Source organism: Labrenzia sp. THAF191a, from assembly GCF_009363335.1.
Lineage (GTDB): Bacteria > Pseudomonadota > Alphaproteobacteria > Rhizobiales > Stappiaceae > Roseibium > Roseibium algicola.
The window spans coordinates 3,242,258-3,265,519 of sequence record NZ_CP045333.1; the positions used below are offsets into that span (position 1 = coordinate 3,242,258).

Below are 23,262 nucleotides of genomic sequence, written 5' to 3' on the forward strand. Positions count from 1 at the left end.
GGGCGCCAGTGGGTCGCGAGGATAATATGACCATCAACCTGAAGATGCCCGACATTCAGGAGCTGAAGCCACGCATTACGGTCTTCGGCGTCGGCGGCGCGGGCGGAAACGCCGTCAATAACATGATCACTGCAGGTCTCCAGGGCTGCGACTTCGTCGTTGCCAACACGGATGCCCAGGCACTGGCCATGAACCATTCAGACAGGCTCGTCCAGATGGGCGTGGCCGTGACTGAAGGTCTTGGTGCAGGCTCCCAGCCGGAAGTCGGCTGCGCGGCTGCCGAGGAAGTGATCGACGAAATCAACGATCACCTGTCCGGATCGCACATGGTGTTCATCACCGCCGGCATGGGCGGTGGAACCGGCACCGGTGCCGCACCCGTTATCGCACGGGCGGCACGCGAGCAGGGTATACTGACGGTAGGTGTGGTGACCAAACCGTTCCAGTTCGAAGGCGCTCGCCGTATGCGGATCGCCGATTCCGGTATCGAGGAACTGCAGCGGAGTGTCGACACACTGATCGTCATTCCGAACCAGAACCTGTTCCGGATTGCCAATGCCCAGACCACCTTCGCCGACGCATTCGCGATGGCCGACCAGGTGCTCTACTCGGGCGTTGCCTGCATCACCGACCTGATGGTGAAGGAAGGTCTCATCAACCTCGACTTCGCCGACGTTCGCTCCGTGATGCGCGGCATGGGCAAGGCCATGATGGGCACCGGTGAAGCCAGCGGTGAAAAGCGTGCACAGCAGGCGGCGGAAGCTGCCATTGCCAACCCGCTGCTCGACGAATCCTCGATGAAGGGCGCAAGAGGCCTGCTCATCTCCATTACGGGCGGCAACGATCTGACGCTGTTCGAAGTGGATGAAGCGGCAACCCGCATCCGTGAGGAAGTTGACGCCGACGCCAACATCATTCTGGGCGCGACCTTCGACGAGACGCTGGATGGTCTCATCCGCGTGTCCGTCGTTGCAACCGGCATTGACAGGGAGGAAGGCCTTGCGGCCAACACGTTTCCCGGAACAGCATCTCAGCCTGTGAAGGCGGAAGCTCCGGCAGCAAGCCGGACGCCGGAAATCAACACTCAGCGCCCGGCCGCTCTGGCTGAAAAGGCTCACGCCGAAAACGCCGCTGCGAAGGCCGTTGCCAATCTGGAACGGGAACTTGCCATTCCGGATCCGCAGCCGGTCGCCGTTGCAAGCGATCCGGCAGTCGAGATCAAGAAGGTGCAGCCGGCAGCAGGTTCGCTTGCAGCCAAGCCGCAGATGCTCGACATCGAAGACGAAGCCCGGGCACCTGTTGCAGAAGACATGCCGGTCAGCCAGCCTTACATTCCGCCGGTTGCCGCCGAGCATAACCCTGCACCGCGCATGCCGCGGGTGGAGGATTTCCCGCCGATCGCTCAGCGTGAAATCCAGGCAAAGCAGCAGACTGCAAATGTAGCCCAGCCTCAGCAGGCCGTTGCCCAGCAGCGTCCTCAGCAGCCTGCTCCGGCACCGAGCTATGAAGAGCACGTCGAAGACGACCGCCGCCCGATGGGGCTGCTGCGTCGCCTTGCAAGCGGCCTTGGCCGCCATCACGAAGAAGATCAGGAACATGACATGGCTGCCGCACCGGTTGCCCGTCCTGCTCCGCAGATGCAGCCGGCTCAGCAGGCCGCTCCGCGTGCTCCTCAGCAACGTCCCGCAGCCCATGGTGCTGCCGGCCAGCTGGACAACACCGGGCGGGCAACGCCGAAGCCGGTAACTGCAACAGAAGACGAACAGTTGGAAATTCCGGCGTTTCTTCGCCGCCAGGCCAACTGATTCGAGACCCGATCATCTTCCCTGATCGTTACAGCCCGGAGTTCACGCTCCGGGCTGTTTCCGTAACGGAACAAATTCCCGTTTTAATTCAGTGATTTGAAAGCCTGTGAATCGTTACAAATCGTAATAAAGCTTTATTTCGCCCAATTGGGGTTCGGGACTATGTTCCCAGCCAACGCGGGATCGTTAAAAGTCCGTAACCCTTTAAGGGCAAATAGAGGGCTTGTTTCCGCCGCAAACCGGAAGGGCAGGGTTTTATGACCGCATATGTTGACCGACAGACGACGCTAGCCGATCAGGTGACCCTGACCGGGATTGGCGTTCATTCGGGCAAACCCGCGTCGATCACTCTCGTACCGGCCGAAGCTGGTGTGGGGATTGTGTTCACCCGCACCGACCAGGAAAACTCCACCGAAGTTCCGGCACTCTGGAACAAGGTATCCGCAACAGCACTTTGCACCGTTCTCGGCGATCCTTCCAGTGAAGGCGTCGCGACCGTTGAGCATCTCATGGCTGCTCTTTTCGGCATGGGTGTCGACAACCTGATCGTGGAAATCGACGGTCCGGAAATGCCGGTCATGGACGGCAGCAGCGTTGCGTTTGTCGAAGCAATCGAGCAGATCGGCCTGAAACGCCTGGACCGGGGACGCCGGTACCTGAAGGTGAAGAAGACCGTTCGTGTCGACAACGGCACGGCATGGTGCGAGCTGCACCCCTACAACGGCACCAAGTTCGATATCACCATCGACTTCGACACGCCGCTGATCGGTCGCCAGCAGTTCTCTTCCGACATCACCCCGGACGTGTTCCGTGACGAGCTTTCCCGTGCGCGCACCTTCGGCTACGTGAAGGATGTCGAGCAGCTTTGGAAGATGGGCTTTGCCCTGGGATCGTCGCTGGAAAATTCCGTGGCGATTGCCGAGGACAAGGTTCTCAATCCGGAAGGCACCCGCTGGCCGGACGAGTTTGCACGTCACAAGGCGCTGGACGCGGTTGGCGACCTGGCTCTTGCCGGTCTGCCGATCCTGGGTCTCTACCGCTCCTACAAGGGCGGGCACAAGATGAACCACGCGATCCTGGTCAAGCTGTTTGAAGATCCGAGCGCGTTCGAAATCGTCGAGTCGCCTGCATTCCGCAAGGTCGGCCAGGTCGACAAGGGCGGTATCGCAGCCGCAGCTGCTTTCGGGCCTGACGTCTCCTGATATAATTTTGATCGGCCGCTTTGATGAAGCGGCCGTTTTCTTTTCGGCGGAATTCGGAACCTATTTGGACCGGTTGCCATAAAATTGCTCAAAAAAACCGTCAGATGGCCGATGAGGACGTGACGGGGACCGGTGATTTCCGCTAAACACTCCTGTCGATAAATTTGCAAGGCCGCATGACATGGGCCTTAGGGGCCGGAAAGGTCCGGGAGTATAGGCGTGAACGGAATGGATACTGGTTCTGAAGTGAGCAGAGCCAAACACATGAAAACCTTCCTGAGATTGGCCGTTCTGGCTGTACCGCTTGCGCTTGCCGCATGCGGTGGCAAGGACGATCTCGATGAGTTGGCACTCAACGATACGCCGCCGGAAGTTCTGTTCAACGAAGGCCTGTCCCTGCGCGCGCAAGGCAAACTGCGCGATTCGACCCAGAAATTCGAAGAGCTCGACAAGCTCTATCCCTATTCTGAATACTCCAAGAAGTCGCTCGTGAACCTGGCGTTCCTGAACTACTCGCGCGGCAAGTACACGGAAACCGTAACTGCGGCGAAGCGGTTCGTGACGCTCTATCCGGGGGACGAGGATTCAGCCTACATGCTGTATCTCGCCGGTCAGGCCTATTTCCGCCAGATGCCGGACATTACCCGCGACCAGGCCGTGACCCGGAAGGCTGCCGGTGCGTTCAACGAGCTGATCCAGCGCTTCCCGGAATCGGAATATGTGCCGGATGCCGAAAGCAAGCTGCGCATCGTGCATGACCAGCTTGGCGGCAAGGAAATGCAGGTCGGTCGCTTCTACCTGAAGAAGCGCAACTACATCGCGGGGATCAACCGCTTCAAGACGGTTGTCGTCGATTACCAGACCACGCGGCATGTGGAAGAAGCTTTGTTCCGCCTGACCGAAGCCTACTACGCACTCGGTGTCGTCAACGAAGCGCAGACGGCCGCAGCCGTGCTCGGGCACAACTACCCGGACAGCCAGTGGTACAAGGATGCCTATTCGCTGCTCAACAAGGGTGGGTACGAGCCTTCCGAAGACAGCGGCAGCTGGATCAGCCGCGCCTTCAAGAGCATCTGACGCCTGGTTTAATCCCGAAATGGCTTCAGCCTCGCAAATGAGGTTGAAAAGGCCCAAACAGGCTCTTTCAAGACGCTTCGGTCCTCCTATATGGTGGGCCGAACTTTAAGGAGCATCCCTTCATGCTGGTCGCGCTGTCTATCCGTGACATCGTTCTGATCGACCGTCTTGACCTCGAATTTGCCGCCGGCATGTCGGTTCTCACCGGCGAAACCGGTGCGGGCAAATCCATCCTTCTCGACTCCTTGTCGCTGGCACTCGGCGCGCGTGGTGATGCCGATCTCGTGCGTCATGGCGAGGCGCAAGGGCAGGTGACGGCCGTCTTTGATGTGGCGGCGGATCATCCCGTTCGCATGTTCCTGCGCGAGAACGATGTCGATGACGATGGCGACATCATCCTGCGCCGTATCCAGACCTCCGACGGCCGCACCCGGGCCTTCGTCAACGATCAACCCGTCAGTGCAGGACTGCTGCGCCAGGCGGGCGCGCTGCTGGTGGAAATCCACGGACAGCACGACGACCGCGCGCTGGTTGACCCGGAAAGCCACCGGGCCCTCATTGATGTTTTCGGAGGGCTGACGGCCGAAGCCGAGGCCGTAGCACAGGCCTTTGCCACCTATCGCGCTGCCGACAAGGCAGTGACAGATCACGAGAAACGTATAGAAGCCGCGCGCAACGAGGCTGATTTCCTGCGTGCTGCCGTCGATGAACTGTCAGCCCTCAAGCCGGAAACCGGCGAAGAGGAGCAACTGGCGGCCCGGCGGACGGACATGATGGCGGTCGAGAAGATTGCCGGTGATCTGAACGAAGCCTTTGAAACCTTGAACGGCACTGCGTCGCCTATCCCGGAACTGGCCAGCTTGCTGCGACGTCTGGAACGCAAGGCCGACCAGGTGCCCAATCTTCTAGGCCAGCCCGTCCGCACACTTGCCGAGGCGATGGATCTTCTGGAAGAAACGCGCGGCGGACTGGAAAGCGCGCTGCGTGAGACCGAATATGATCCACGCGAACTGGAAGCTGTCGAAGAGCGGCTGTTTGCGCTTCGTGCTGCCTCCCGCAAGTTCTCGGTGCCGGTTGACGAACTGTCCGCCCTGTGTGCTCGCATGAGCGGCGATCTGGCCGATCTCGATGCGGGTGAAGACAAGTTGGCGGCGCTGGTGAGTGCTGCTGGAAAGGCCCGTGCCGAATACGACAAGAAGGCAGCCAGCCTCTCGGACAAGCGGCGAAAGACAGCCAAGGCACTGGAAAAGGCTGTTGAAATGGAGTTGCCCGACCTCAAGCTGGAGCGGGCAAAATTCATCGTCGAAGTGGAAAGCAATCCGGAAAGCCGCAGCCGTTCGGGCATCGATCAACTGGAGTTCCATGTCCAGACGAACCCAGGCACGAAGCCGGGGCCGATGATGAAGGTCGCGTCCGGTGGCGAGCTTTCCCGTTTCCTCTTGGCCCTGAAGGTGTCTCTCGCCGACAAGGGCTCTGCCCCGACGCTGGTTTTTGACGAGATCGACACAGGGGTGGGCGGTGCAGTGGCGGAGGCGATTGGTCTGCGTCTGGCACGACTTGCCGGCAGCGTTCAGGTTCTGACGGTTACCCACGCCCCGCAGGTGGCAGCTCGCGCTGCAGGGCATTTCCTGATCGCCAAGGAAGCGACCAAGAAGGACCGGGTGGCAACGCGCGTTCAGCGTATTGATGAAGACCACCGCAGCGAGGAAATCGCCCGGATGCTCGCCGGCAGCGTTATCACGGAAGAAGCCCGTGCCGCAGCGCGCAGGCTGCTGACGGCTGCGGAATAGGAAACAGGCTCCGGAGCGGTGGACAAAAAAAGGGCGGGTTAGCCGAAGCTCCCGCCCTGTGGTGCAGTTTTCAAATGAGAAATGGTCTTACGGCTCCTTGACGAGCGGTGCTTCCTTCATGTCAGGCAGCTTCAGTTCACCTTCTCCCAGGTTGGGGACATTCAGCTCGATGCTCAGCTCTTCGTCGTTCGTGAAAAAGCCATTGGCATAGAGCAGGCCGCCTGCGATCAGCGCGACGACAAGCGCTCCGGCCATAAACCAGCCAGCGCTGTTGCCGTTCGTCTTCTCGACATAATGCGTTTCACGGTCCTGATAAGCCATTCGTGTCTCCTCATTCCAACATTGACCAGCATCGAGTTTTGCCGGTTCGATGTGCTATCAACGCTTGAGCCCGCCATTCGGTTCCGGTATCCGAATTAATCCGGTCATCAACTCGGCCTGTCCCGCTGACACATTTCGTGAAGACATCATGACTGACACTTCCTTCGCCCAAACCGACATCGATGCCCTGACGCAGGAGGAAGCACAGGTCGAGCTGAAACGGCTGGCGGCGGAAATCGCCGAGCACGACCGCCGATATCACCAGGAAGATGCCCCGGTGATCTCGGATGCGGACTATGACGCCCTGCGCCGGCGGAACGCGTCCATCGAGGCCCGGTTTCCCAATCTCATTCTTGAAGATGGTCCCTCTGCCCAGGTAGGGGCGGCCCCGGCGTCCGGTTTCGGCAAGATTACTCACCGGGTGCCGATGCTGTCGCTGGACAATGCCTTCAACGATGACGACGTCCGGGACTTCGTCGGCCGCGTGCGCCGGTTTCTGAAGTTCGATCCGCTGATGGGGGTTCTGGCGGTTACTGCGGAGCCGAAGATCGACGGTCTGTCGCTGTCTCTTCGGTATGAAAACGGCACTCTGGTTTACGCCGCAACGCGAGGTGACGGCACCACAGGTGAAAACGTCACCGAGAACGCGAAGACGATCAAGGATATTCCGGAAAAGCTGTCCGGCACGGTGCCGGGCGTCGTTGAAGTGCGCGGCGAAGTCTATATGGCGCACAAGGATTTTCAGGCGCTGAACGAGCGCATGGCAGCCAATGGCGGCAAGGTTTTCGCGAACCCGCGCAATGCTGCGGCCGGCTCATTGCGCCAGCTGAAATCCGAAATCACGGCATCCCGCCCGCTGCGGTTCTTCGCTTATGCCTGGGGCGAGATGAGCGAGCTGCCGGAAGACACCCAGTTCGGCATGGTCAAGCAGCTGGAAGCCTGGGGCTTTCAGGTCAATCCGCTGATGAAACGCTGTAAAACCGTGGAAGAGCTTCTCGGGGTCTATCACGGCATCGAGGAAAGCCGCGCCCAGCTCGATTATGATATCGATGGTGTGGTCTACAAGGTCGACCGGCTGGACCTTCAGGAGCGCCTCGGCTTTGTCTCGCGGTCTCCCCGGTGGGCGATCGCGCACAAGTTCCCGGCCGAACAGGCCTACACCATCCTCAACGACATCGAGATCCAGGTTGGCCGAACAGGTGCCCTGACGCCGGTTGCCAAGCTGGAGCCGATCACGGTGGGCGGTGTCGTCGTTTCAAACGCGACCCTCCACAACGAAGACTATATCAAGGGTATCGGCCAGGACGGAGAGACGATCCGCGGCGGCAAGGATCTTCGCATCGGTGACACGGTGAAGATCCAGCGTGCCGGCGACGTCATTCCGCAGATTGTCGATATCGATCTGGACAAACGCCCCGATGGGGCGGAAGCCTTCGAGTTTCCGACGATCTGCCCCGCCTGCGGTAGCCACGCGGTGCGCGAGGAAAAGGAAAAAACCGGGCGCCGCGATGCGGTGCGCCGCTGCACCGGCGGTCTGATTTGCCCGGCCCAGGCAACGGAAAAGCTCAAGCATTTCGTCTCGCGCAATGCCTTCGACATCGAAGGCTTCGGCGACAAGCAGGTCGACGCCTTCTACAAGGAAGGCCTTGTGATGGCACCGGCGGACATCTTCACGCTGGAGGAGCGGGACAAGCGCTCTCTCACCAAGTTGCGCAACCGGGAAGGCTGGGGTGCCGTTTCGGCGAAGAACCTTTTCGAGGCAATCAACGCGCGACGAGAGATTGACCTTCATCGCTTCATCTTCGCCCTTGGCATCCGCCATGTGGGCGAGGGCAACGCCAAGCTTCTGGCACGTGCCTATGGCTCCTGGGCGGCGTTCTATGCTGCCATGAAGGCGGCGCATGACACGGCGGGTGAAGCCTGGACAGAGCTCAATGACATCGACGGCATCGGCCATATCGTTGCCGAGGCGCTGGCGGAGTTCTTTGCCGAGCAACACAATCTCGACCAGCTCGATGCGCTTCTGGTCGAGGTGTCACCCAAGGACGCGGAAAAGATCAACGCCTCCGGCTCGCCGGTCGCAGGCAAGACAGTGGTTTTCACCGGCTCGCTGGAACGAATGACCCGCGACGAAGCCAAGGCCATGGCAGAACGCTTTGGTGCCAAGACCGCCGGTTCCGTCTCGAAAAAGACCGATCTCGTGGTGGCTGGTCCTGGTGCTGGTTCAAAGCTGAAAAAGGCACAGGAGCTGGAGATCGAGGTCATCTCCGAGGACGACTGGTTCGATCTCGTGGGAGCCTGAGCGGGTATTCCTTCGTGTTTTGTCATCCGGTTTTTTTGACGAAAGGACCGGGGCAGAGGCATTTTGCTCCACCGGTGCCTGCGTTTACTGGATCCCCGCCTGCGCGGGGATGACAAAATGGGGAGGTGGGCTCTGTTTTTATTTCACACTACACCGTCATCCATTGTCATCCCGGTTTGACGCGCAGCGGCAAGACCGGGATCCAGTACCCCCTGTGCTCGCTGGAACCACTAACCGCCGGGTTTCCCGAAACCGGTATCGGCTGCGTCATATCAGCAGGACTAACGTTTATACGGGAAGAATTTCAACGAAGGCTCCACGTTGCACCTCGATCAGCAATACTATGTCTACATTCTTGCAAGCGGACTGGGCGGCACGCTCTATGTCGGGGTGACGAATGACCTGTTGGGCAGGGTTTCGCAGCACCGTGAAGGCCTCGGAAGCCAGTTTACCGCGAAATATGGCGTGCATCGCTTGATGTATTATGAAGTTCACGAGGAAATCGAGTGGGCGATCAAGCGGGAAAAACAGCTCAAACGCTGGAATCGTGCCTGGAAGATCCGTTTGATCGAAGAACGCAATCCAAACTGGGACGACCAGTTTCCAAACCTGGCCTGACACTTTTGTGTCGCTTCCATCGTTTGCTGCGCATGGCTTGTTCTCCCGCCACTTGGTCAAGCAACAGGCTCCCTTGTTTACTGGATCCCCGCCTGCGCGGGGATGACAAGGAAGCGGCTTCATGACTTGCCTTTGCTTCTCGTCATCCCGGTTTGACGCGCAGCGGCAAGACCGGGATCCAGTAACCCCTGTGCTCGCTGGAACCGCAAACCTCCGGGGTTCCTGAAATCTGTCGCGGCTTTGTCAAAGGAGGCGGCCTCACGCAGTTGCCGGTTCAAATAAGAAAAGCCCGCTTCTTGTCCCCACCAAATCGGTCATTCCTGCCTCGCCAGCGCCGGTATGTTGCTATATTGTTCTCAAAACAAGCGCTTGAAACCGGACCAGTAAACCATGACCGACCCGGACGGGTACGACGATTCCTTTGACGATCCATTCCAGCCTATCGGCACGCGGGCGGAGTCCGCGCCTGCACCCGTGCGGCCGCAAGGTGGGATCGCGGCCAGGGCGATGGCGGCACGGCGGGCGCCGGACTATCTGACGGGTCTGAACCCGGAGCAGCGGCTGGCGGTGGAAACAACCGAAGGGCCGGTTCTGGTGCTGGCTGGTGCCGGTACGGGCAAGACCCGCGTGCTGACAACACGCATCGCCCATATCCTGGCAACAGGCTTGGCGCGGCCGTCCGAAATTCTGGCGGTCACTTTCACCAACAAGGCTTCACGCGAGATGAAGGAACGCATTGCCGGGTTTGTCGGCGGCAATGTGGAAGGCATGGCGTGGCTCGGCACGTTCCACTCCATCTGTGTGAAGATCCTGCGCAAGCATGCCGAACTTGTCGGCTTGAAATCGTCCTTCTCGATCCTCGACACCGACGATCAGATCCGCCTTATCAAGCAGATCATCCAGGCCGAAGGGCTGGACGACAAGCGTTGGACAGCCAAGGCCTTTGCCGGGATGCTGGATGGTTGGAAAAACCGGGCTCTGGGGCCGAAGGATATCCCGGAAGGCGAGGCGCGGGCGTTTGCCAACGGCAAGGGCCGAAAGCTCTACGAGGAATATCAGGAGCGCCTGTCGATCCTGAACGCGGCCGATTTCGGTGATCTGCTTTTGCATGTCATCACGCTGTTCAAGACCCAGCCGGATGTCCTCAAGGAATATCAGCGCCGCTTCCGCTATATGCTGGTGGACGAATATCAGGACACCAACATCGCGCAGTACCTGTGGCTGCGGCTGCTGGCCCAGGGCAACCCGAATGTCTGCTGTGTCGGTGATGATGACCAGTCGATCTACGGCTGGCGCGGCGCGGAAGTCGATAACATCCTGCGCTTCGAACATGACTTCAAGGGCGCCGTCGTCATTCGCCTGGAGCGCAATTACCGCTCAACCAGCCATATCCTGGCTGCCGCATCCCACCTGATTGCCTTCAACGAAGGCCGGCTCGGCAAGACGCTCTTCACGGATTTCGAGGAACCCGACCACGACCTGGTGTCAGTGGCCTCCGTCTGGGACAGCGAAGAAGAAGCGCGTACCATCGGCGACGAGATCGAGACACTTCAGTCGCGAGGTCATTCGCTCAATGAAATGGCGGTTCTGGTGCGGGCATCCTTCCAGATGCGCGAGTTCGAAGACCGGTTTGTCACGTTGGGGCTTAACTATAGGGTCATCGGCGGTCCGCGCTTTTATGAGCGCATGGAAATCCGCGACGCCATGGCCTACTTCCGCTGTGTCGCGCAGCCTGCGGACGATCTGGCGTTTGAGCGCATCGTCAACACGCCCAAGCGCGGTCTTGGCGATGCGACGCTGAAACTGGTCCATGGCGTTGCCCGGGCAGAGCGCATTCCGCTGATGCAGGCGGCAAGCCAGCTTATCGATACCGAAGAACTGAAGCCGAAGCCACGCAACGCGCTGAAGTCCGTGCTCGACAACTTCGAGCGCTGGCGGCGTCAGCTCGACCAGATGAAACACACCGAACTGGCGGAAATCATCCTCGATGAGAGCGGCTACACCGAGATGTGGCGGCAGGACCGGTCGGCGGAAGCGCCGGGACGGCTCGACAACCTGAAGGAACTGATCCGGTCGATGGACGAATTTGAATCCATGGCCGGTTTCCTGGAGCACATTTCCCTCGTCATGGACCGGGACAGCGCGGATGCGACTGACGCTGTTTCCATCATGACGCTGCACTCGGCCAAGGGGCTGGAATTCGACACGGTTTTCCTGCCAGGCTGGGAAGAGGGGCTGTTTCCCCACCAGCGCGCGCTGGATGAATCCGGTCGCGCCGGTCTGGAGGAAGAGCGCCGGCTGGCCTATGTCGGCATCACCCGGGCGAAGAAACGCGCAAAACTCTATTTCGCCTCCAACCGGCGCATTCACGGTCTCTGGCAGTCAACCGTTCCCTCACGGTTTCTGGATGAGCTGCCGCCGGACCATGTCGAGATTGCCGAAGCTTCGTCCAGCTATGGCGGCTATGGCGGTGGCGGCTACGGACCGTCCCGGTTCGACAGTCATGATCCCTTCGACAAGGGCAGCTACTCCACGCCGGGCTGGCAACGTGCGCAGCGTGCCAAGCAGTCCTCCAGCGGATTTTCCGATGGCGGCGGCCGTGGGTATCAGTCTGCGCGGCAAAAGCGTCAGGGGCCCTTGACCATCGAAGGGGAGCTGGTGGCGAAATCCGTCAGTGACACGCCATCGCAATTCTCTCTGGGTGAACGCGTGTTCCACATCAAGTTCGGCTATGGCGCCATCAAGTCGATCGAGGGAAACAAGCTGACCATCGACTTTGAAAAGGCAGGGGTGAAGAAGGTCATCGACAGTTTCGTCGAACGGCACTGACCGGCTGGTTGCAAAAACCAGTCCGGTGAGCTGCTTCCGACGACTACGCTCCAATAAACCGGGAATATGGTCTCGCGCCTGATGTGTTTTTGGGTTGGCCCCAAAGCCTGAGACACTTTGAGCCTGGGGGCGTTCTAGAGATCGACACCTTGCGGTTTGATCAGCATGTCGCGTTCCTTCAGGAAGGGATGAATTCCGATGGCCTCGCGCAGCACTTCCTGGCCCAATTGCACTCTGCCGAGCGTCATGAAGATGATTGCCTTGCCGGACAAGGCGCCAAAGTGCCGTGGTTCCAGGGCAAGGGCGCGTTCGATATCTTCGAGGCTGGCTTCGTAATTACCCTGCAGGAAGAGGATGAAGGCACGCTGGTTCCAGCCTTCCGAGTAATCCGGAGCTTCTTCCACGACCGTGTCGAGCAGATCCTTCGCACCCTGAAAGTCATAGGACCCTCGTTTACGCATGGCCTCGTCCACCTTCTGCCGGATCTCCGGCGTAGGGGCGGCATCCAGCCAGGTGTGCCAGATGCTATCCTCGATCTTGCTGGCCTCCTCTTCATTCGGAGCGTTCTTCAAGGCTTCAAACAGTTGATCCTGCTCGGACGTCGCCAAAGCGGGGAGGGTGAGAAGCTGGAGGCAAAGAAGCGCAGCAACCAGATATCCGGTCACTTGCAGCCAGTTTAGGCGCGAACGGGGGCAAGTCATGGGTGGTTCCTCGCATTTCCCAATGAAATGGGGCAGAGGCCCGGTTTGCCCAGTCACGGGGCCGTTTCAAGCTGGCATCACTGGCCGCTTCCCGCTATACCGCACGCCTTGACCCCAATAACCACAGGCGCGAGCGGCGATGAAAACCATCCGGGTACGGATCACGGCTGAAGAACTGGAAGCCAAGCGGATCTCCGAGATCCTTGAACGGGCGTTTGAGGATGACGGCAATCCGGTGACCATCTACGAAGCAACGCCGGACGGACGCCTGTGGGCGGCTGAAATTCTTCTGTTCGACAAGGAGCCGGAAGAGGCGGCTGCGACGGTGCGCGACCGTGTCGGCGCCGATGCATTTGCCGCGCCGCTGGAAGCAGAAGAACTGCCGGATATCAATTGGGTCGAGAAGAGCCTGGAAGGGCTGAAGCCGGTAAAAGCCGGTCGTTTCGTTGTTCACGGCAGCCACGACAGGGACAAGGTTCCAGGTGGTGCCATCGGCATCGAGATCGAAGCAGCGCTTGCCTTCGGAACCGGTCACCATGGCACGACCGCGGGTTGCCTGGAGGAAATCGACAGGCTTTTGTCCATGCGCGCGTATGACAGCATTCTCGATCTTGGAACGGGAACAGGCGTGCTGGCAATCGCCGCTGCGCTTCAATCCCGCCAGTTGGTTCTTGCAACCGATATCGACCCTGTTGCGACGAAAACGGCGCTGGAAAACGCCCGGCTCAACGGTGCGGGGCATCTTGTTCGTGGCTTTACCGCCAACGGAATTGAAGACCGCCGCTTTCGTCTCTTTGGTCCGTTCGATCTGGTGATCGCCAACATCCTGGCGCGGCCGCTGATGAAGATGGCGAAGTCCATCGGTGAACGCATGACGCCGACCGCAACCCTCGTGCTGTCCGGCCTCAGGGTGGAAGACGGCCCCCGGATCCTGTTCGCCTATGGCTGTCAGGGTTTCATTCTGGACAGGCGCGGCGAAAAGGACGGCTGGTTGACGCTTACTCTTGTGCGGGGACGTAAACAGGCCTGACTGCGTCCGCAATCTGCCAGGAAGCAGCAATGATCATGTCCTCGCCCGCAAGACGCTTGTCGACGCTCGGCTCCGCGGGATGAGGGAAGGGGAGAGCCGTTTCTTTTATTCTGGTGCCGGAAAATTTTGACTGCAGATACAAAAAGACCCGCCGAAAATTTCGGCGGGTCTTTTCTTGTGCACAGTGGTCTTTACTTAAACCGTCCTGAGCCCCTTAGAACGCGCTGGTAGAGGTGCCTTCGCGCTCGAGCTGGGCGCGGTCATAGCCGTGGGAGGCCAGGGTCGCGTCGTCAAGTGACAGCAGGTAGCCGTTGACATAGCGGCGTGCCTGGATGGAGCGGGCTTCAATCATGCGGTCGAAAGCGCGGCGCATGAAGCTGCCGCCAGCGCGGGTCGAAGTGGTCGTTTTCATGGTCATCGTGATCAATCCCATTTGAAGGTTAAGAGCTTCCCTAGGGAGAACGTCTTTTTCTTGTGTGACCTCTATATGCGCTTTTGCCGGGACCTCAGGTAGGCCTCGAAACGCATGCCAGCCTTGCGCTCTTCGCATATGCGAAAGATTTTGCTGCGGTGCGAAATGCGGGGAAGATTATGCTGCTGAACCAATTCAAGCGGAATAATTATCCAGCTTGATCGGATGGGGTCGCGAAATTATCTTGCGGCCATGTTCCAGACCTTTGACGATCTCAGTGATCCTTCCTGTGGTGCGCCGCATGCGGCGCTTCTCAGAGCCGAACTCTCCCGCCGTGGTCTCGACGGCTTTCTCGTGCCGCGTGCCGATGCGCATCAGGGCGAATATGTTCCGCCGCATGATTGCCGCCTCCAGTGGCTGACAGGCTTTACGGGATCTGCCGGCATGGCTGGGGTTCTGGGGGAAGAAGCCGCGATTTTCGTCGACGGCCGGTACACCATTCAGGTGCGTGACCAGGTCGACATGGCGGTCTTTCCGGCGCGCCATCTTGTCAATGAGCCCGTGACCGACTGGCTGGCCGAACGACTGCAGCCGGGGCAGAAGCTGGGCATCGATGCCATGCTGCATACGGTGCGAGAGGTTCGTCGTCTCGAGGAGATTTGTGAGTCGGCCGGCGCCACTTTGGTCAAGCTGAACGACAATCCGGTCGACAGTGTCTGGAAGGACCGTCCCGAGCCGCCACTTGGTCAGGTTTCGCTCTATCCGGTTGAGCTTGCCGGACGCGGTGCGAAGGACAAGATTGCCGAAATCCAGTCGGCCCTCGCAGACAAGAAGGCGGATGCCTGCGTGCTGACGCAGCCCGACTCGATTGCCTGGCTGTTCAACATCCGCGGGTCCGACGTCACCCATACGCCGTTGCCGCTCTCCTTTGCCACGGTTCCGGCAGAAGGCAAGCCGTCCCTGTTCATTGATGGCCGCAAGTTGTCCAATTCCGTTCGCGATGCACTCGCCGATCTGACGGACCTCAGTGAACCTGCTGATTTCAAACCGGGGCTGGAGGGTCTCGGCAAGGCTGGTGCCAGGGTGATGATTGATCCGGGCCTGGCGGGGATCGGCATCGCCGACGCCATCACCAGGGCAGGTGGAACCTTGCTGGAAGCGCAAGACCCGATCCTGCTGCCGAAGGCGATCAAGAACGAGACGGAACTGAAAGGCGCGCGCACCGCACATGTCCGCGATGCAGCTGCTTTCGTCAATTTTCTGTGCTGGTTTGACGAAGTCGCTCCCCGGGGCGATCTCGATGAGATCAGCGCTGCGGAAAAGCTTGAGGAGTTCCGCCGGGAAACCGGTGTTCTGAAGGATATTTCCTTCGACACGATTTCCGGTGCAGGCCCGAACGGGGCGATTTGCCACTACAGGGTCAGCCGGTCCAGCAATCTCAAGATCCCGGTTGGCAAACCGTTCCTGATCGATTCGGGTGCCCAGTATGAAGACGGTACCACCGACATCACCCGCACACTTGCGGTTGGAGAGGTCAGTGCGGAGATGAAGAAGCACTACACGCTGGTGCTGAAGGGACATATTGCGATCTCGACCGCAAAGTTCCCGGAAGGTACCACGGGTGCGCAGCTCGATACGCTTGCCCGGATCGATCTGTGGAAGGCCGGTCTTGATTTCGACCATGGCACCGGTCACGGCGTCGGTGCCTACCTCAGTGTTCACGAAGGACCGCAACGTATTGCCAAAACCGGCACGGTGCCGCTGAAACCGGGCATGATCCTGTCGAATGAGCCGGGCTACTATCCGGCGGGCGAATACGGCATCCGGATCGAAAACCTGGAAGTCGTCACGCCTGCGCGTGATTTGCCGGGTGGGGAACGCCCGATGCTCGGCTTCGAAACGATTACGCTTGTGCCCATGGATCTTCGGTTGATTGAGCCTGCTCTGCTGACGGTTGCCGAGCGCGACTGGTTGAACCGGTATCATGAGAGGGTCCGCGCCGAGATCGGTCCGCTTGTGGGCGCGAAAGAGCGGATCTGGCTGGAACAGGCGACAAAAGCGATCTAAAAGATCCTGGAGGCCGGTTTCGACCGGCCTTCCTATTTTGAATTCTTGTTTATCGAGCTGAGGTTTTTCAATGCGCGCCGCGGATGTTCTCAAGATGCCGCTCTACGCTGCCGAGCTGGCAACCGGAGCCAAGTCGTTTCGGGACAACCCGCTGATTGGCAGCCGCCGGCTGAACGAGGCCGGGTTGCACGCCAAGCGCATCAAGCTGGCGGAATCCATGGCGGATTCGCGCCGCCGCAGGTTGGAGCACCTGCTGCCGGAAGCTGACCGCGCAGCTTATGCAAGAGACGGATTTATCGCCACACGCAACCTTCTGCCGGAAGATGAACTGGCGGCGCTGCGCAAGGAAGTCGAAACAACGCGCTTCGATGCCTGGGACATGCGCCAGGGTAATGCCGTCACGCGGTTCGTTCCCCTGCCGCCCAGTGTGCTTGCAGATTTGCCTCGTCTGAAGGCCTTCGTCTGGAGCAAGCCGTTCCAGAACGGTCTGCGTTATGTCGGTTCGACCAATGGTGATCCACTGGTCTACCTGCATATTGTCATGACCAATCCGGACACCAAGCGGAAGGCCGACCCGCAAACGGCGTTCCATTCCGACACTTTCCATCAGACCGCGAAATCGTGGTTCTTCCTTTATGATATCGATGATGCCGAGGGACCGTTCACGTATATTCCCGGATCGCACCGGCTGACGCCGGAACGGCTGGAATGGGAACGTGAACAGAGCCTGTCGGCCTGTGGGGACAAGAACACGCTGCATGCTCGCGGTTCCTTCCGCCTTGCTCCGGAAGAACTGGGTCGGCTGAAATATCCCGAGCCGGTGAGGTTCGCGGTTCCCGGCAACACGCTGGTCGTTGCCGATACCCACGGCTTTCATGCCCGTGCCGCCAGTAAGCGGCCGTCGGTTCGCGTTGGCATTTATGGCTCGCTGCGTCGAAATCCATTCCTGCCGTGGGCGGGGCTTGACCCGTTCGATCTGCCAGGCCTCAGGGGGCGCCAGGCCCGGTTCTACATGGCCCAGAAGGATCTGCAATTCCGCCTGAAGGGCAAGGCATCGCATCGCTATGCGGGCAAGATCCTGGTAACGGAACCTTCGAAATTCTGACCTTGCGGACAATCCTGCAGGCGGGATTCCTGCTGGTGTCCGTTAGTGGTGCTCTTCCTCGTTGGCCTTGATCAGCTCCGAGTTGAAGTGATTGAGCGCCTTTACGTGGCGCGCCTGTCCGACGATCCTGGTTGCATCTTTGGTGCTGACGACGGGAAGCGAGGCTTCTCCGCAGGAATCAAAGCTTTTCAGTGCGCTTTCAAGCGAGTCGGTATCATGAAGGTAACTGCCGTCCTGACCGGGTCGGAAAATGCAATCCTCCTCATTGGCCGGGGGAGGGTCCATGAAATCCTTCACCTTGACCGTTTCTCCCAGAAAGCGGTGGATGCCGTCATTCACGAAATAGCCGCGCAGGCCAAGCAACCAGTGGAAATAGGATTTGCCATGAACGGCCTGTGTCAGGCCCGTTGCAATCGACACGGTCAGCAGCAGGGCGATCGAGAGCGTGTAGCCGCCGGTCAATTCGAAAACGATCATGGTTGTTGAAAAGGGCGCGCCGAGAACCGCTGCTGCAACGGCCCCCATTCCCAGGATTGCGTAAAGCCCCTCGCTTGAAGCCAGTTCGGGAAAGACGGAGGCGGCAATCAGCCCGAAGGCGCCTCCGGTCATTGCGCCGAGATAGAGCGATGGCGAGAAGATGCCGCCGCCAAATCGGGACGCCAGAGTGATCGCGGTCGCGGCTGTTTTCGCAAACAGCAGAGCGAACAGCATCGCCAGGGGCAACTGGTCCTTGAGGGCAGCGTCAGTGGTCTCGTAGCCGACGCCAAGCACGTCGGGAAAGACCAGAGCAATGAGCCCGACCGCGAAACCGCCGATAACGGGTCGCAGCCAGACCGGCATCGAAATGTTGCGGGCAACCCAATCCGTTCCGATCAATGCAAACTGGAACAGGATTGCAACGAGGGCGGAAACCAGGCCCAGAAGCGCAAAGGCCGGAAATTCCCAATAGGAGGTAATCTGGTGTCCCGGGATGACGAAGGCGGCAACGTCGCCGAACCAGAGCCGGGAGAATACGGTTCCCGTAACGGCGGCAATCGCGATGGGCGAAATGGCCGACATCGCATAGTGCCCGAGAATGACCTCATGTGCGAACAGAACGCCTGCGATAGGTGCGTTGAAAGACGCGGACACCGCACTGGCAACGCCGCAGGCCAGCAGAATACGATGCGCGGAATCCGGCAGCTGAAACAGGCGCCCGACCGATGCACCGATGGTTGCCCCCAGGTGCACGACCGGGCCTTCACGCCCGGCACTGGCGCCGGAGCCGAGCGATAGCGCCGTGATAAGGGCTGATGATATGCCCGGCCAGAACGGCAGCCCGCGTCCGCCTTTGACACGAGCCTCGATCACGTCCGCCACGCTGAACGTTCTTTGCATCGGTTGCATGTACTGAAGCAGCAGGCCAACCAGCAATCCGCCAATGGTGGGTCCGGCAACGATCATGTACCACGGCAGTGTCGCGGCGGCGCTGACGACACGTTCTGTCGCCGTGCCAAGCCAGGGCAGCTGCACCAGGCTGATGATTTCACGGAAGATAATGGCCGCCCAGGAGACGAAAGAGCCGATCAGAAGGGCCAGCAGCCAGACGATATGGCTTTTCTGACGCAGAAATTCCCTGAAGTTGAACCCGATGCCAGCGAGAAGCCCGGCGATGCCGGAGCGAATGGAAGGGGCGAGCCTATAAAGAAAGTTCAATCGGTCTGGCATTTGGTCGGCGTGACTCAACTGAGATTAAAAGCCAATCTGGATTACGGCCCCATTTTACGGAGGAACCGCGTCACTTCACCGTCAAAATTGAAAAAATCCGGCTTGTCCCTTGATTTTCATATGTTCAGGTTTAAGGAGGGGGTGTCGAAGCCTTCAGGCCATGTCGCCATCCCGGTCGCCTAGACCGGCTGTTTTGGGCTCCGGCAAATCGCCAGAAGTAGCCCTCTCAGCCAAAAAGTGTTGGCCTGCCATGTCCGTTGTTGAACCGTCCGATACCCCGTCACTGTCCGGTGACGGCCCCTCAGACGCGCGCGAAGAACGCGTATTTTCTGTGCCCATGTTGTGTCTTGTGGCGTTCTTTATCGGGATCGTCGCAGCCATTGGCGCGGTTTTCTTCCGATATCTGATCTCGGTCGTTCACAATCTTTTCTACTATGGAAAGTTTTCGACCGTTTACGACGCCAACCAGTTTGCCGATGCCAGTCCGCTTGGCGCTCTGGTCATTCTTGTCCCCGTCGTCGGCGGTTTGATCGTGGTGTTTCTGGTGAAGACCTTCGCTCCGGAGGCCAAGGGGCACGGCGTGCCGGAGGTGATGTTCGCGGTCTACCACAAGAAGGGCGATGTTCGCGGCGTGGTGGCGCTGGTGAAATCCTTTGCCTCGGCGATTTCCATCGGAACCGGTGCCTCGGTCGGCCGCGAGGGGCCGATCATCCAGATCGGGGCCTCCTTCGGTTCGACGATCGCCCGGGCGTTGCATCTGCCACGCTGGCAAAAGATCACGCTGCTTTCTGCCGGGGCAGGGGCGGGGATTGCCGCCACCTTCAACACACCGCTTGGCGGGGTGCTCTTTGCTGTCGAGATGCTGTTGCCCGAGGTCAGCAACCGGACATTCCTGCCCGTGGTCGTTGCCACGGCGACAGCCACATACGTCGGCCGGATTGCCTTTGGTCTCGACCCCGCCTTTATCGTGCCGATCTCCGCGGAAGAGGCTATCGAAGCCATCGCGCCGATCCAGCTGGGTGCCTATGCACTGCTCGGTGTCCTGGCCGGCATTGCCTCCTGGGCCTTCATTCGCACGCTCGCCTGGTGCGAGGACCTGTTCCCCAAGCTCCCTGGCAATGACTACACCCAGAACATCATCGGCATGCTGATTATCGGCACGCTAAGCTATGTCCTGATGCTCACCACGGGGCATTACCACACCGCGGGCGTCGGCTATGCCACGATCCAGGATATCCTGAATTCGACCCCTTACACGTTCATACTGCTGGCTGTTCTCTTCATCGCGAAAATCATCGCGACGTCGATCAGCCTTGGTGCGGGGGCCTCCGGCGGTGTCTTCTCGCCGTCGCTGTTTATCGGTGCGACGCTTGGCGGAATGGTCGGGGTCCTGTGTTCCTACCTGTTCCCGGACAGTGGCTTCACAGCGGTGGAATTTGCGCTTGTTGGCATGGGGGCGCTCGTCGGCGGTGCAACCGGCGCATCGATGACTGCCATCGTGATGATCTTCGAGATGACCCGAGACTATAACGTCATCGTGCCGCTGGTTCTGGCGGTCGCGATTGCGGTCGGTGTCCGGCGCTGGCTGATCAAGGACAACATCTACACGGTCAAGCTGCGCCATCGCGGCAAACCGATCCCGCTCAACCGGCACACCAACATGTATCTGGTGCAGCCGATCAAGGAAGTGATGGCAAAGAATTTCGTGATCCTGCCGCTTGATACGCCTGTCCAGGAAGCGATTTCCGCCGTGAGTGCCGATGGCGGATCTCACATCATCGCGTCCGATGGGCCCCGGATTGCCGGCTTTGTGCGCCTCGGCACCATTCCGTACCAGGCCGACCGCTTCGCTGGGCAAACGCTGCGCGCGATCCTCTCAAACGATTTCGTGATCGCACCGGCAACCAACATCATGAATTCGGTGATCACGCGCATGAACAACCGCAATCGCAGTTGCGCGATCATCGTGTCGGGCGATGGCCGTATTCCGCGCCCGGATGATGTGGTCGGGGTGGTCGATTCCAAGGAAATCGCCGGCGTCGTGGTCTCCAACCACTACGGCTGAGGCAATCGCGTCTGATATCAGCCCGTGGAGTGGTTTGCCGCTCCACGGGCTTTTGTTCTCGCGTCGATTGGGTGCTCAGGGCTTCTTGCGGATCTCGATATGGCGTCCAGCCCGCTCCGGGCGCGGCAGACTGGCATGAGCTTGCGACAGGGCCGTCAGGTTGGCCGCAATGTCCTCCGGCCAGGGAGCGACCTTGCGGGCGTTCATGTCGACATGAAGGCTCAGTTGTTCGGATGTCGCCGATAGCCAGCCTTCCTCGGCGTGGCGCAGTTCCTGATAGAAATGCGCACGCTTGGCGTCGAAATCGACAAGCTGAAGCGTCGCGATCACCTTCATGCCGGCGCTGAGTTCGCGCAGGTAGCACACATGTACCTCTGCGGTGAAGAACGAGCCGCCACGGGTCTTCACATAGTCGGGACCCATGCCGAGACGGTGAAAGACCTCATCGACAGCCGTATCGAACAGGACGTTGTAATAGGCCATGTTCAGATGGCCGTTGTAATCGATCCAGTCGTCCTTGACCGTCATGATTTCGCTTTCCACCGGCTTTGCGTCCCAAGTCACCTTCACAATCCTCCTTGCGCCATTGTGTCCAACCTTGCGGGAAATGCCCATTAGGCTTTGACCTTTCGGGCCGGGGCTAACATATTCGGTTTTTTACCGCGCAGACAAAAGCGCGGCCCCAGGAGGAAAGAGAATGCCGGAATTGGCAACCGCGTCCGACGGAGCGCAAGTCCTTGAAAAGAATGGCGCGATCGGCGCTGCCATCGAAAAACTGACGGGCCTGTTCAAGGACCGTTGTTCCACGTCCATGGCTCTGCGGGAACAGCATGGCCACACCACCACCTGGTTGAAGAATCAGCCGCCCGATGCCGTTGTCTTTGCGGAGACGACCGAGGAAGTCGCCGAAGCCGTCAAGATTTGCGCGGCTCTCAAGGTTCCCGTGATCGCATTCGGCACGGGGTCTTCGCTTGAAGGGCATGTGAATGCACCGTTCGGCGGCGTTTCCATAGACCTGTCCCGCATGAACAACGTTCTGGAGGTCAACGCGCAGGATCTGGATTGCCGGGTCGAGGCCGGGGTAACGCGCAAGCAGCTCAACAGCTTTATTCGCGACACCGGCCTGTTCTTTCCGATCGACCCGGGTGCGGATGCCAGCATCGGCGGCATGGCGGCCACCCGTGCATCGGGCACCAACGCTGTGCGATACGGTACGATGAAAGACGCAGTCCTCGGCCTCACCGTGGTGACCGCGGACGGACGGATCATCAAGACGGGTGGCCGGGCGAAGAAGTCCTCGGCGGGTTATGATCTGACCCGGCTTTTTGTCGGCTCGGAAGGCACGCTCGGCATCATCACCGAGTTGACCTTGCGCCTGAACGGTCAGCCGGAAGCGATTTCCGGTGGCGTCTGCCCGTTCCCGGATGTGGCGTCCGCCTGTAACGCTGTGATCACCACCATCCAGATGGGTCTGCCTGTAGCGCGTATCGAGCTTCTGGATGAAGTTCAGGTGCGCGGCTGCAACATCTATTCCAAGCTGGATCTGCCTGAAACTCCGACACTTTTCCTTGAGTTCCACGGATCTGAAGCCGGCGTGCAAGAGCAGTCGGAAACTTTTTCGGCGATTGCCGAGGAGTTTGGCGGCGGGCCATTCAAGTGGGCGACAGCGGCCGAAGACCGGACGAAACTTTGGGCAGCCCGCCATGACGCCTATTGGGCTGGCAAGTCGCTGAAGCCTGAAGCCAGCATCATGGTGACGGACGTGTGCGTGCCGATCTCGCGGCTTGCGGACTGCGTTGCCGCCACGGCCGAGGATATCCGCAACGAAGGTTTCCTGGCGCCGATCGTCGGGCACGTGGGTGACGGTAACTTCCACGTTCAGATCCTGGTCAACCTGGACGATCCGGAAGAAAAGCAACGGACGGAAGACTTTGTCGGACGGCTTGCACTGAGGGCGATCGCCATGGGCGGCACCTGCACCGGCGAACACGGTGTCGGCCAGGGCAAGCAGAAATACATGGCCAAGGAACATGGCGAGGCGCTTGACGTGATGCGCGCTGTCAAACAGGCACTCGATCCTCACAATTTGATGAATCCCGGCAAGATCCTGCCGCAGTCATGATATTGTATCGAATCAGTTCAATAAGCTCGTTTTGCTCCGCCGGACGCCGCAGGGCGGCGATCCGGCCAGCGCCGGAAATCCTGTGTTTGCACTGCAGCAGGGATCGGCT

At 59.6% G+C, this 23,262-nt stretch carries 17 protein-coding genes; 12 read left to right on the forward strand and 5 right to left on the reverse strand.

The genetic code is table 11. The features are described from left to right. Nucleotides 1-26: 26 nt before the first annotated feature. The 4 genes from ftsZ (at nt 27) to recN (ending at nt 5,874) form a co-directional block, all read left to right on the forward strand. On the forward strand, nt 27-1,805 hold the full coding sequence (ftsZ, locus tag FIV05_RS14850; protein WP_152511940.1) for a cell division protein FtsZ: 1,779 nt from the start codon (nt 27-29) through the stop codon (nt 1,803-1,805). A gap of 257 nt (nt 1,806-2,062) precedes the next feature. Next, complete coding sequence (gene lpxC, locus FIV05_RS14855; protein ID WP_023000500.1) at nt 2,063-3,007, forward strand: UDP-3-O-acyl-N-acetylglucosamine deacetylase; 945 nt, start codon at nt 2,063-2,065, stop codon at nt 3,005-3,007. A gap of 228 nt (nt 3,008-3,235) precedes the next feature. Continuing rightward, nucleotides 3,236-4,084, forward strand: coding sequence for an outer membrane protein assembly factor BamD (locus tag FIV05_RS14860; protein WP_209009667.1), 849 nt, complete (start codon nt 3,236-3,238; stop codon nt 4,082-4,084). 122 nt (nt 4,085-4,206) lie between these two features. After that, complete coding sequence (recN, locus tag FIV05_RS14865; RefSeq protein ID WP_152510090.1) at nt 4,207-5,874, forward strand: DNA repair protein RecN; 1,668 nt, start codon at nt 4,207-4,209, stop codon at nt 5,872-5,874. Nucleotides 5,875-5,961: 87 nt separating this feature from the next. Here the strand turns inward: recN and FIV05_RS14870 are convergent, their stop codons facing one another. After that, on the reverse strand, nt 5,962-6,195 hold the full coding sequence (locus tag FIV05_RS14870) for a hypothetical protein (protein ID WP_023000503.1): 234 nt from the start codon (nt 6,193-6,195) through the stop codon (nt 5,962-5,964). A 148-nt stretch (nt 6,196-6,343) separates the two neighbouring features. Here FIV05_RS14870 and ligA point away from each other — a divergent pair, with 148 nt between their 5' ends. From ligA to FIV05_RS14885, 3 genes are all read left to right on the forward strand, one after another. Further along, complete coding sequence (gene ligA, locus FIV05_RS14875; protein WP_152510091.1) at nt 6,344-8,497, forward strand: NAD-dependent DNA ligase LigA; 2,154 nt, start codon at nt 6,344-6,346, stop codon at nt 8,495-8,497. 321 nt (nt 8,498-8,818) lie between these two features. Then, entirely contained in the window at nt 8,819-9,115 is a 297-nt protein-coding gene (locus FIV05_RS14880) for a GIY-YIG nuclease family protein (protein ID WP_152510092.1), read from the forward strand. A 390-nt stretch (nt 9,116-9,505) separates the two neighbouring features. Next, entirely contained in the window at nt 9,506-11,944 is a 2,439-nt protein-coding gene (locus FIV05_RS14885; protein ID WP_023000506.1) for a UvrD-helicase domain-containing protein, read from the forward strand. A 134-nt stretch (nt 11,945-12,078) separates the two neighbouring features. Here FIV05_RS14885 and FIV05_RS14890 read toward each other — a convergent pair whose 3' ends face one another. Beyond that, nucleotides 12,079-12,645, reverse strand: a complete 567-nt coding sequence (locus FIV05_RS14890) for a tetratricopeptide repeat protein (protein ID WP_152510093.1) — start codon at nt 12,643-12,645, stop codon at nt 12,079-12,081. Nucleotides 12,646-12,784: 139 nt separating this feature from the next. On the opposite strand from FIV05_RS14890, the gene FIV05_RS14895 reads away from it, so the two are divergent. After that, nucleotides 12,785-13,675 carry a 50S ribosomal protein L11 methyltransferase gene (locus tag FIV05_RS14895; RefSeq protein ID WP_152510094.1) on the forward strand — a complete coding sequence of 297 codons (891 nt, stop codon included), beginning with the start codon at nt 12,785-12,787 and terminating at the stop codon, nt 13,673-13,675. A gap of 214 nt (nt 13,676-13,889) precedes the next feature. Here FIV05_RS14895 and FIV05_RS14900 read toward each other — a convergent pair whose 3' ends face one another. Next, complete coding sequence (locus FIV05_RS14900) at nt 13,890-14,093, reverse strand: hypothetical protein (protein ID WP_051990144.1); 204 nt, start codon at nt 14,091-14,093, stop codon at nt 13,890-13,892. Nucleotides 14,094-14,339: 246 nt separating this feature from the next. Here FIV05_RS14900 and FIV05_RS14905 point away from each other — a divergent pair, with 246 nt between their 5' ends. Both FIV05_RS14905 and FIV05_RS14910 read left to right on the forward strand, forming a co-directional pair. Further along, a complete protein-coding gene (locus FIV05_RS14905; protein WP_152510095.1) occupies nt 14,340-16,154 on the forward strand; it encodes an aminopeptidase P family protein in 1,815 nt (604 codons plus the stop codon). Nucleotides 16,155-16,224: 70 nt separating this feature from the next. Then, nucleotides 16,225-17,259: a phytanoyl-CoA dioxygenase family protein gene (locus FIV05_RS14910; RefSeq protein ID WP_152510096.1), complete on the forward strand. Its 1,035-nt coding sequence runs from the start codon at nt 16,225-16,227 to the stop codon at nt 17,257-17,259. Nucleotides 17,260-17,301: 42 nt separating this feature from the next. Here the strand turns inward: FIV05_RS14910 and FIV05_RS14915 are convergent, their stop codons facing one another. Continuing rightward, a complete protein-coding gene (locus tag FIV05_RS14915) occupies nt 17,302-18,954 on the reverse strand; it encodes a chloride channel protein (protein ID WP_152507600.1) in 1,653 nt (550 codons plus the stop codon). Between the two features lie 262 nt (nt 18,955-19,216). On the opposite strand from FIV05_RS14915, the gene FIV05_RS14920 reads away from it, so the two are divergent. After that, nucleotides 19,217-21,031, forward strand: coding sequence for a chloride channel protein (locus FIV05_RS14920; protein WP_152510097.1), 1,815 nt, complete (start codon nt 19,217-19,219; stop codon nt 21,029-21,031). 75 nt (nt 21,032-21,106) lie between these two features. Here the strand turns inward: FIV05_RS14920 and FIV05_RS14925 are convergent, their stop codons facing one another. Continuing rightward, entirely contained in the window at nt 21,107-21,559 is a 453-nt protein-coding gene (locus FIV05_RS14925; protein WP_139314309.1) for a thioesterase family protein, read from the reverse strand. A 169-nt stretch (nt 21,560-21,728) separates the two neighbouring features. Between FIV05_RS14925 and FIV05_RS14930 the strand changes: the two genes are divergently transcribed. Further along, nucleotides 21,729-23,153, forward strand: a complete 1,425-nt coding sequence (locus tag FIV05_RS14930) for an FAD-linked oxidase C-terminal domain-containing protein (protein WP_152510098.1) — start codon at nt 21,729-21,731, stop codon at nt 23,151-23,153. Nucleotides 23,154-23,262 lie beyond the last annotated feature (109 nt).

Excerpts from the sequence above, each read along its gene's own strand:
- ftsZ (WP_152511940.1), top strand. The coding sequence starts at position 27 with ATGACCATCAACCTGAAGATGCCCGACATTCAGGAGCTGAAGCCACGC.
- lpxC (WP_023000500.1), top strand. The coding sequence starts at position 2,063 with ATGACCGCATATGTTGACCGACAGACGACGCTAGCCGATCAGGTGACC.
- FIV05_RS14860 (WP_209009667.1), top strand. The coding sequence starts at position 3,236 with ATGGATACTGGTTCTGAAGTGAGCAGAGCCAAACACATGAAAACCTTC.
- recN (WP_152510090.1), top strand. The coding sequence starts at position 4,207 with ATGCTGGTCGCGCTGTCTATCCGTGACATCGTTCTGATCGACCGTCTT.
- FIV05_RS14870 (WP_023000503.1), bottom strand. The coding sequence starts at position 6,195 with ATGGCTTATCAGGACCGTGAAACGCATTATGTCGAGAAGACGAACGGC.
- ligA (WP_152510091.1), top strand. The coding sequence starts at position 6,344 with ATGACTGACACTTCCTTCGCCCAAACCGACATCGATGCCCTGACGCAG.
- FIV05_RS14885 (WP_023000506.1), top strand. The coding sequence starts at position 9,506 with ATGACCGACCCGGACGGGTACGACGATTCCTTTGACGATCCATTCCAG.
- FIV05_RS14890 (WP_152510093.1), bottom strand. The coding sequence starts at position 12,645 with ATGACTTGCCCCCGTTCGCGCCTAAACTGGCTGCAAGTGACCGGATAT.
- FIV05_RS14895 (WP_152510094.1), top strand. The coding sequence starts at position 12,785 with ATGAAAACCATCCGGGTACGGATCACGGCTGAAGAACTGGAAGCCAAG.
- FIV05_RS14900 (WP_051990144.1), bottom strand. The coding sequence starts at position 14,093 with ATGACCATGAAAACGACCACTTCGACCCGCGCTGGCGGCAGCTTCATG.
- FIV05_RS14905 (WP_152510095.1), top strand. The coding sequence starts at position 14,340 with ATGTTCCAGACCTTTGACGATCTCAGTGATCCTTCCTGTGGTGCGCCG.
- FIV05_RS14910 (WP_152510096.1), top strand. The coding sequence starts at position 16,225 with ATGCGCGCCGCGGATGTTCTCAAGATGCCGCTCTACGCTGCCGAGCTG.
- FIV05_RS14920 (WP_152510097.1), top strand. The coding sequence starts at position 19,217 with ATGTCCGTTGTTGAACCGTCCGATACCCCGTCACTGTCCGGTGACGGC.
- FIV05_RS14925 (WP_139314309.1), bottom strand. The coding sequence starts at position 21,559 with ATGACGGTCAAGGACGACTGGATCGATTACAACGGCCATCTGAACATG.
- FIV05_RS14930 (WP_152510098.1), top strand. The coding sequence starts at position 21,729 with ATGCCGGAATTGGCAACCGCGTCCGACGGAGCGCAAGTCCTTGAAAAG.